Origin of the sequence: Kitasatospora putterlickiae, from assembly GCF_039527695.1 — a bacterium.
Lineage (GTDB): Bacteria > Actinomycetota > Actinomycetes > Streptomycetales > Streptomycetaceae > Kitasatospora > Kitasatospora putterlickiae.
On the sequence record NZ_BAAAKJ010000027.1, the window covers coordinates 322 to 7,768 of the forward strand.

The 7,447-nt window shown below is 71.7% G+C and carries 5 protein-coding genes; all 5 read left to right on the forward strand.

The features are described from left to right. On the forward strand, window positions 1-1,182 hold a 1,182-nt coding region (locus ABD308_RS03325; RefSeq protein ID WP_344325255.1), incomplete at its 5' end, for a sensor histidine kinase. Continuing rightward, window positions 1,170-1,814 (forward strand): response regulator, encoded by a 645-nt coding sequence (locus tag ABD308_RS03330; RefSeq protein WP_344325257.1) that lies wholly within the window; start codon window positions 1,170-1,172, stop codon window positions 1,812-1,814. The genes ABD308_RS03325 and ABD308_RS03330, both read left to right, overlap by 13 nt. A 2-nt stretch (window positions 1,815-1,816) precedes the next feature. Further along, window positions 1,817-2,698 carry a DUF4097 family beta strand repeat-containing protein gene (locus tag ABD308_RS03335; protein WP_344325259.1) on the forward strand — a complete coding sequence of 294 codons (882 nt, stop codon included), beginning with the start codon at window positions 1,817-1,819 and terminating at the stop codon, window positions 2,696-2,698. Window positions 2,699-2,934: 236 nt separating this feature from the next. Then, entirely contained in the window at window positions 2,935-4,041 is a 1,107-nt protein-coding gene (dusB, locus tag ABD308_RS03340; RefSeq protein ID WP_344325380.1) for a tRNA dihydrouridine synthase DusB, read from the forward strand. 473 nt (window positions 4,042-4,514) lie between these two features. Continuing rightward, on the forward strand, window positions 4,515-7,313 hold the full coding sequence (gene ppdK, locus ABD308_RS03345) for a pyruvate, phosphate dikinase (protein WP_344325383.1): 2,799 nt from the start codon (window positions 4,515-4,517) through the stop codon (window positions 7,311-7,313). Window positions 7,314-7,447 lie beyond the last annotated feature (134 nt).

Genomic DNA, 7,447 nt, shown 5'->3' on the forward strand with positions numbered 1-7,447 from the left:
CCGGCGCGGGCGGCGGCGGCCTGGCGGGACACCCGTTTCCTCGCCGCCGGGATCCCGCTCTCCCTGCCCGCCTGGCTGATCCTCCTCGCCCCGATGCTGACACTGGTCGTCCTGGGCGCGATCCTGCTCTCCGTCCGCCCGCTCACCGCCGCCCAGCGCGGTCGGCTGCGCGCGCTGCGCGGGGTGGAGGTCCCACCGCTGCTGCGCTCGACCGGAACGCCCGCCGGCCTGCTCACCGCGCTGCGCACCGGCGTCAGCTGGCGCCAGGTCTGGTACCACCTGGTGGTCGGCCCGCTGGTCGCGGCCTGCTCGCTGGCCGTGGTGTACGGGTGGGGCGCGGGCCTGACGGCCTCGACGGTCTTCGGCTGGTCCTGGCTGATGCCGCCCACCTCACCGGTCCGCTACCAGTGGCCCAAGCTGGACATCCCGCTCACCGTCGGCGGGCTGCTGTTGCTCGCGGTGCTGCCCACGGTGGCCCGCCTGCTGGCCCGGCTGGACGAGGCGGCCGCGGTCCGGATGCTCGGCCCGGGCCGCACCGCCCAGCTGGAGCACCGGATCGAGGAGGTGGTCGAGAGCCGGGCCGGCCTGGTCGACGCGGTCGACGCCGAGCGCCGCCGGATCGAGCGCGACCTGCACGACGGTGCCCAGCAGCGGCTCACCTCGCTCGCCATGAACCTCGGCCTGGCCCGCCGCACCCTCAAGGACGTCCCGCCCCCCGCGATGCAGGTGATCGTCGAGGCGCACGAGGAGGCGCAGGCGGCCATCGACGAACTGCGCGACCTGGTCCGCGGCCTGCACCCGGCCGTGCTGGAGGACCGCGGCCTGGACGCGGCGCTCTCCGGCATCGCGGCCCGCGCCCCGCTGCCGGTCCGGCTGGACGTCGAGCTGGCCGAGCGGATAGCGCCGACCGTCGAGGCGGTCGCCTACTTCACCGTCTCCGAGGCGCTGACCAACGTCGCCAAGCACGCCCGGGCCTCCCGGGCGGACGTCTCGGTGCGTACGGCCGGCGGCCGGCTGCGCCTGGTCGTCAGCGACGACGGCGTGGGCGGGGCGGACGCCTCCCGCGGCTCCGGCCTGACCGGCCTGCGCCAGCGCACCGCCTCGGTCGACGGGTCCCTGTCCGTGCTCAGCCCCGTCGGGGGCCCGACCACCATCACCGTGGAGTTGCCGTGCGTGCTGTGATCGCCGAGGACTCGGTCCTGCTCAGGGTCGGCCTGGTGAAAGTCCTGGAGGCGGTGGGCTACGAGGTGGCCGCCGCCGTCGGGGACGCCGAGGAACTGCTCGCCGCGGTGCGCGACCACCGCCCGCGGGTGGTGGTGGCGGACGTCCGGATGCCCCCAGGCTTCACGGACGAGGGCGTGCGGGCCGCGCTGGTGATCCGCCGGCAGTGGCCGGAGGTGGCGGTGCTGCTGCTCTCCCAGTTCGTGGAGGAGCGCTACGCCGCGGACCTGCTGAGCAGCAACACCAGCGGGGTCGGCTATCTGCTCAAGCAGCGGGTGGCCAATGTCGACGACTTCGTGGACGCGCTGCAGCGGGTCGCCGAAGGCGGCACCGCGCTGGACCCGGAGGTGGTCGCCCAGCTGCTGGTGCGCCGCCACCGCGACCCGCTGGAGCGGCTGACCCCGCGCGAGCGGGACGTGCTCGCGCTGATGGCGGAGGGCCGGTCGAACGCCGCGATCGCCGGCGCCCTGGTGGTCAGCGACAGCGCGGTGGCCAAGCACATTAACTCGATCTTCGCCAAGCTCGACCTGCCGCCCGCCGACGAGAGCCACCGGCGGGTGCTGGCGGTGCTGCGCTTCCTGGACGTGGGCTGACGATGACGGCGAGCAGGGGGAGCGCGACGACGGCGAGCACGACGACGGGGAGCGGGACGGCGGCCGGCGCGGAGCAGCGGACACCGGAGGGCCGTCGCGGTCACCGGGCCTGGCGGGTGTTCGGCACGCTCGCGCTCGCGGTGGCGCTGGTCGTCGGCGCCGTGCAGACCTGGGCGGTGGCGGTGCAGCAGCGCACCCGCTCGGAGGCCTCCTACCCGGTCGCGGTGACCACGGTCAGGCTGGACACCGCCAACGCCGCCGTCCGGATCAGGCCGGGGCGGGCGGGTGAGGTGGTGGTCCGCCAGTACCTGAACTGGATGGTCCGGATGCCGGTGGTCTCGGCGCTCTTCGACCAGGACCGGCTCGACGTCCGGATGCGCTGCACTCAGGTGCTGCCGGTCAGCGACTTCGGCTGCGGCGCGGTGATCGAGCTGGACGTGCCGCCCGGCGTCGCGGTGACCGGCAGGCTGTCCAGCGGCAGCGTCGACCTCGTCGGGGTGGCGGGGGAGATCGATCTGCTCTCCACCTCGGGGGAGGTCGCCCTGGCGGACGTGTCCGGCCCGGTGACCGTGCGCACCACCTCCGGCTCCGTCCGGGGCAGCCGCCTCACCTCCCCGACCGTGAACGCCGCAGCGACCTCGGGCTCGATGGAGCTGGGCTTCGCGGCGGTACCGCGCAGCGTGGACATCGGGGTGACCTCGGGGTCGGTGGTGCTGGGCCTGCCCCGTGGGTCCCGCTACGACTTCGACGGCGGGGCGTCCCCGCTGGCCCGCGGCGGCATAGACCCGACGCTGGCCGACCGCTCCAGTCCGAACAAGATCAGGGTCTCGGTCAGCTCCGGCTCGGTGTCGGTCTTCGCGAAGGACGCCCCAGCCGGCGGGTGACCCGCCGACGGGGGCGAGGGCGACGGGGGCGAGGGCGACGGGGCGAGCGCGACGGCCCCGGGCGGCTCGGCCGGGTGGGGGACAATGAAGAGTCCCCCACCCGTCGTCCCCGAGGTCAGCCGCGCATGACAGTCCCGCCCGCACCCACCGAGCCGACCACCGCGACCGCCACCGCCGCCACCGCCGACGGTGCCACCGCCGCCGGAGCCGAGTTCGCGCCGCTGTCCATCGGCCCGATGCAGGTCTGGCCGCCCGTCGTGCTGGCACCGATGGCCGGCATCACCAACGCGCCGTTCCGCACCCTGTGCCGGGAGCAGAGCGGCGGCAAGGGCCTCTACGTCTCCGAGATGATCACCACCCGGGCCCTGGTGGAGCGCAACGCCAAGACGATGCAGCTGATCAGGTTCGACCCGAGCGAGAAGCCGCGCTCGATCCAGCTGTACGGAGTGGACCCGGTGACCGTCGGCAAGGCGGCCCGGATGATCGCCGACGAGGGCCTCGCCGACCACATCGACCTCAACTTCGGCTGCCCCGTCCCCAAGGTGACCCGCAAGGGCGGTGGCTCGGCGCTGCCGTACAAGCGCAACCTGCTGCGCGAGATCCTGCGCGAGGCGGTGGCCAACGCCGGAGACCTGCCGGTCACCATGAAGATGCGCAAGGGCATCAACGACGACCACCTCACCTACCTGGACGCCGGCCGGATCGGCGCCGAGGAGGGCGTCTCCGCGATCGCCCTGCACGGCCGCACCGCCGCCCAGCACTACGGCGGCACCGCCGACTGGTCGGCGATCGCCCGGCTGCGGGAGTCCGTCCCGGCCGGGATCCCGGTGCTCGGCAACGGGGACATCTGGTCGGCGGACGACGCGGTGCGGATGATGCGCGAGACCGGCTGCGACGGCGTGGTGGTCGGCCGCGGCTGTCTGGGCCGCCCGTGGCTGTTCAAGGACCTGGTGGCGATCTTCGAGGGCGAGGTGGACCACGCCCGCCCGACCTTCGCCGACGTGGCGCGGGCGATGGTCCGGCACGCGCAGCTGCTCGGCGAGTGGCTGGGCGACGAGGCCCGTGGCGTGATCGACTTCCGCAAGCACGTCGCCTGGTACACCAAGGGCTTCTCGGTGGGCTCGGAGCTGCGGGTGAAGCTGGCCAACTCCTCCTCGCTGATCGAACTGGCCGAAACCCTCGCCCTGGTGGAGCAGTCCCAGTCCTGGCCGGCCGGCGCCGACGGCCCGCGCGGACGGACCAGCGGCAACAACCGGGTCGTTCTGCCGGACGGCTGGTTGGACGATCCGTATGACTGCGCCCGTCCGAGCGAAGACGCCGAATCGGACACCTCTGGCGGGTGACCACTACGTAGTGGCAAAAATGACCCCTCCAGGTCGACTGCCACTGCGGCCCAGCCCTCTTTGCCAATCTGGCCAAGAGGGCTCCTTTTTGGCAGTCGACGGTCACGGAACGGGCACGTTTCTGGACGCAGGGCGACGGCCGGCGGAGGCGGCCTACGCTCGAACCGTGAGATGCGCTCGTGACGCTGGCCACATACCCTGGCGGTCGGAGGTGGCCGACAGGACGAAATGAACAAGTCGGGGGCGGATCGCTTCCCGAAGGGGATCGGCGGTGGATCGGCACTGAGGGTGCAGGAAATCAAGCCGGTCCGCCGACCCGGGGCGCCAGCGACTACCGAGCGTTCCGGTCATGTGATCTTCCGGTTTCTCTGTCTTCAAGACTTGAACACTCGCTAGCGTCAGCCGGACGATTTCACCACCAGAGGTGAACGCCATTCAGTGCATTCGATCTAGCGGGTTACTTGCCGATCCTGATGACGTACGCCCTATTGGCGGCGCGGAAGCGCCTTCGAAATGGGTATGTTCTCCGGCGTCAGGGCAACCGTGTGCGAGGAGACCGACCCGTGGCGTCCCAGCAGAAGTTTGTTTACTCCTTCACTGAAGGAAACAAGGACCTCAAGGATCTTCTTGGCGGTAAGGGCGCGAACCTGGCCGAGATGACGAACCTGGGCCTCCCGGTCCCTCCGGGGTTCACCATCACCACCGAGGCCTGCAAGGTCTTCCTGGAGACCGGCAGCGAGCCCACCTCGCTGCACGAGGAGATCAGCGCCCACCTGGACGCCCTCGAACAGGAGATGGGCAAGAAGCTCGGCCAGGCCGACGACCCGCTGCTCGTCTCGGTGCGTTCGGGCGCCAAGTTCTCCATGCCCGGCATGATGGACACCGTCCTGAACATCGGCCTCTCCGACGCCTCGGTGGCCGGCCTGGCCGCGCAGTCCGGCAACGAGCGCTTCGCCTGGGACTCCTACCGCCGCCTGGTCCAGATGTTCGGCAAGACCGTGCTGGGCGTCGACGGCGAGCTGTTCGAGGAGGCCCTGGACGAGGCCAAGCACGCCAAGGGCACCGTCAACGACCTCGACCTGGGCGCCGATGACCTGAAGCGGCTGGTCGAGGTGTTCAAGGGCATCGTCGAGCGCGAGACCGGCCGGGCCTTCCCGCAGGAGCCGCGCGAGCAGATGGACCTCGCCATCCACGCCGTCTTCCACTCCTGGAACGGCGACCGCGCCCGGCTCTACCGCCGCCAGGAGCGCATCCCGAACGACCTGGGCACCGCGGTCAACGTCTGCACCATGGTCTTCGGCAACCTCGGCGAGGACTCCGGCACCGGCGTCGCCTTCACCCGCGACCCCTCCACCGGCACCCAGGGCGTCTACGGCGACTACCTGTCCAACGCCCAGGGCGAGGACGTCGTCGCCGGCATCCGCAACACCCTGCCGCTGTCCGAGCTGGAGAAGCTCGACAAGAAGTCGTACGACGAGCTGATGACGATCATGCAGACGCTCGAGAATCACTACCGCGACCTCTGCGACATCGAGTTCACCATCGAGCGCGGCAAGCTCTGGATGCTCCAGACCCGGGTCGGCAAGCGCACCGCCGCGGCCGCCTTCCGGATCGCCGTCCAGCTGGTCGACCAGGGCCTGATCGACCTGGACGAGGCCCTGATGCGGGTCACCGGCGGCCAGCTCTCCCAGCTGATGTTCCCGCGCTTCGCCCCGAACGCCGAGTCCAAGCAGATCGCCTGGGGCCTCGCCGCCTCGCCCGGCGCCGCGATCGGCAAGATCGTCTTCGACTCCTACACCGCCGTGAAGTGGTCGCGCTCCGGCGAGAAGGTCATCCTGGTCCGCCGCGAGACCAACCCGGACGACCTGGACGGCATGATCGCCGCCGAGGGCATCCTCACCTCGCGCGGCGGCAAGACCTCGCACGCCGCCGTCGTCGCCCGCGGCATGGGCAAGACCTGTGTCTGCGGCGCCGAGGAGCTGGAGGTCGACACCAAGCGCCGCCGGATGACCACCGCCGACGGCCTGGTCCTCGAAGAGGGCGACGTCGTCTCGATCGACGGCGCGACCGGCAAGGTCTACCTCGGCGAGGTACCCGTGCTGCCCTCCCCGGTGGTCGAGTACTTCGAGGGCACCCTGCACGCCGGCGCCGACGTCCAGGGCGGTCTGGTCCAGGCCGTGCACCGGCTGATGTCGCACGCAGACGTCCGCCGCCGGCTCGCCGTGCGCGCCAACGCCGACAACGCCGAGGACGGCTCGCGCGCCCGCCGCTACGGCGCCCAGGGCATCGGCCTGTGTCGCACCGAGCACATGTTCCTCGGTGAGGAGCGCCGCAAGGAGGTCGAGCACCTGATCCTCGCGGACAACGACAAGGACCGCGAGCAGGCGCTCTCCACCCTGCTGCCGATGCAGAAGGGCGACTTCGTCGAGCTCTTCCAGGCGCTGGACGGCCTGCCCGTCACCGTCCGCCTGCTCGACCCGCCGCTGCACGAGTTCCTGCCGGACATCACCGAGCTGTCGGTGCGCGTCGCCCTCGCCGAGGCCCGCAAGGACCCGAACGAGAACGACCTGCGCCTGCTCCAGGCGGTGCACAAGCTGCACGAGCAGAACCCGATGCTCGGCCTGCGCGGCGTGCGCCTCGGCCTGGTCATCCCCGGCCTGTTCGGCATGCAGGTGCGCGCCATCGCCGAGGCCGCCGCCGAGCGCAGGCTGGCCGGCGGTGACCCGCGCCCCGAGGTGATGATCCCGCTGGTCGGCACCGTCCAGGAGCTGGAGTTGGTCCGCGACGAGTGCGAGCGCGTGCTCGCCGAGGTCGCCCAGTCCACCGGCGTCCAGCTGGACATCAAGCTGGGCACCATGATCGAGCTGCCGCGCGCCGCCGTCACGGCCGGCCAGATCGCCGAGGCCGCCGAGTTCTTCTCCTTCGGCACCAACGACCTCACCCAGACGGTCTGGGGCTTCTCCCGCGACGACGTCGAGGCCTCCTTCTTCACCGCCTACCTGGAGAAGGGCATCTTCGGGGTCTCGCCGTTCGAGACCATCGACCGCGACGGCGTCGGCTCGCTCGTCCGGCACGCCGTCGAGGCCGGCCGGGCCACCCGCCCCGACCTCAAGCTCGGCGTCTGCGGCGAGCACGGCGGCGACCCGGACTCGGTCCACTTCTTCCACGAGGTGGGGCTGGACTACGTCTCCTGCTCCCCCTTCCGGATCCCGGTGGCGCGCCTGGAGGCGGGTCGCGCCGCCATCGAGTCCACGGGCAGCGACTCGCGCTGAACGCCGGGGATCCCGAGCCCCCGGCGCGGCACGAACCGCTGACCGGGTTCCCTCCATCCGGGAGGGGCGTACACCGGAGCTCGGCGCAGGAGAACCGGCGTACGTAAGGCGGCCGGGGCGGGAACGGACAACGG

What these genes read in the sequence shown, in the direction of transcription:
- ABD308_RS03335 (WP_344325259.1), top strand. Translation starts at nt 1,817, where the DNA reads ATGACGGCGAGCAGGGGGAGCGCGACGACGGCGAGCACGACGACGGGG.
- dusB (WP_344325380.1), top strand. Translation starts at nt 2,935, where the DNA reads ATGCAGGTCTGGCCGCCCGTCGTGCTGGCACCGATGGCCGGCATCACC.
- ppdK (WP_344325383.1), top strand. Translation starts at nt 4,515, where the DNA reads ATGACGTACGCCCTATTGGCGGCGCGGAAGCGCCTTCGAAATGGGTAT.